This is a genomic window from Ruminococcus sp. 5_1_39BFAA, assembly GCF_964240875.1.
Classification (GTDB): Bacteria; Bacillota; Clostridia; order Lachnospirales; family Lachnospiraceae; genus Blautia_A.
Genome location: NZ_CAXSVO010000085.1, coordinates 1 through 1538, shown reverse-complemented (window position 1 = coordinate 1538; position 1538 = coordinate 1). Strand labels below are relative to the sequence as shown.

Genomic DNA, 1538 nt, shown 5'->3' with positions numbered 1-1538 from the left:
GTTGCAAAGGAACAAATTCGACAGATTATCTCAGAAAACAACATTAGTAGCGTTGCAGATGTATACACACTTCTGAAAGACAGCTTCAAAGATATCCTTCAGGAGCTGATGGAGGCTGAACTCGATGCAACTCTCGGTTATGAAAAAAATCATAAGGGAGATTTGCAGACGAATAACAAAAGAAATGGTCATTCCACAAAAAATTTAAAAAGTCAGTACGGTGAATTCCAAATTGATGTACCAAGAGACCGTAACGGGGAGTTTGAATCAAAGCTGGTTCCCAAATATCAACGGGATATCTCCGGGATTGAAGAAAAAGTAATCTCTTTGTATGCCCGTGGTATGAGTACACGTGACATTCATGATCAGATTCAGGATCTTTATGGAATTGCATTGTCAGCAGAAATGGTCAGCAAAATCACAGATAAGATTCTTCCACAAGTAAAGGAATGGCAATCCCGTCCTCTGAATCCGGTTTACCCGTTTGTCTTTATGGATTGTATCCATTACAAAGTACGAGAAGATGGGAGAATCTTAAGCCGCGCTGCGTACGTGGTTCTTGGTGTCACAGTGGAGGGATATAAAGACATCCTCAGTATTACAGTCGGAGCTAATGAAACCAGTAAGTTCTGGCTTGGAATGCTCAACGATCTAAAGAATCGCGGGGTAAAGGATGTCCTTTTCTTCTGTGTAGATGGGCTTCCGGGCTTTAAAGAAGCTATCCAGGCAGTCTATCCGCAGGCAGAGATCCAGAGATGTGTCATCCATATGCTGCGTAATTCTTTCAAGTATGTAAACTATACTGATCTGAAAAAGTTTTCCTCAGATTTCAAAGCGGTATATAATGCTCCGAATGAAACAGCAGCTTTATCAGAACTGGAGAACATTAAGGAGAAATGGGGAAAGAAATATCCCTATGCTATCAGCAACTGGGAAAATAATTGGGAAGATGTCAGTTCCTTTTTTCAATTTTCAAACGACATCAGACGCATTATGTATACAACCAACATCATAGAGGGATTGAACCGTCAATACCGGAAAGTCACGAAAACCAAGAGTGTATTTCCGAGCGATACAGCACTGGAAAAGATGCTTTACCTTGCTAGTGAAAACGTAGTCAAGAAGTGGACGCAGAGATATCGGAACTGGGATCAGGTGTTGAATCAGCTAATTGTTTTGTATGGAGAACGGATTACCAATTATTTGTAAGAAAAGAAAAGCAGGAATGGATTTGCTCCAAAGCTGACCATTCCCGCTTCCTTTCTATTCCGTCGGCATTTGTATTATTGCCAGAATTTCCCTACTCTATTCCAGAGGTCGGGTGTGGGCAGCGCCCACGAAAAAGCAATCAATACGATGTCTTATTTTTCATGCAAAAAAATCAAAACGGATGTATAAAATCTTATCAGATGGTTATACTGTAAATAGAAAGACAGATTCGACAACAACAGAATCATAAATTCGACAGCAAAACCTTACATATCTATTTCTTATCAGAAAGATTCACTTTCCAAAGACACAAGATTTTTTACAGCCTC

The 1538-nt window shown here is 40.0% G+C and carries 1 protein-coding gene; it reads left to right on the top strand.

Going from position 1 to position 1538, the window contains the following annotated elements:
* On the top strand, positions 1 to 1209 hold a 1209-nt coding region (locus ACESZH_RS23850; protein WP_373219580.1), incomplete at its 5' end, for an IS256 family transposase.
* Positions 1210 to 1538: the final 329 nt, after the last annotated feature.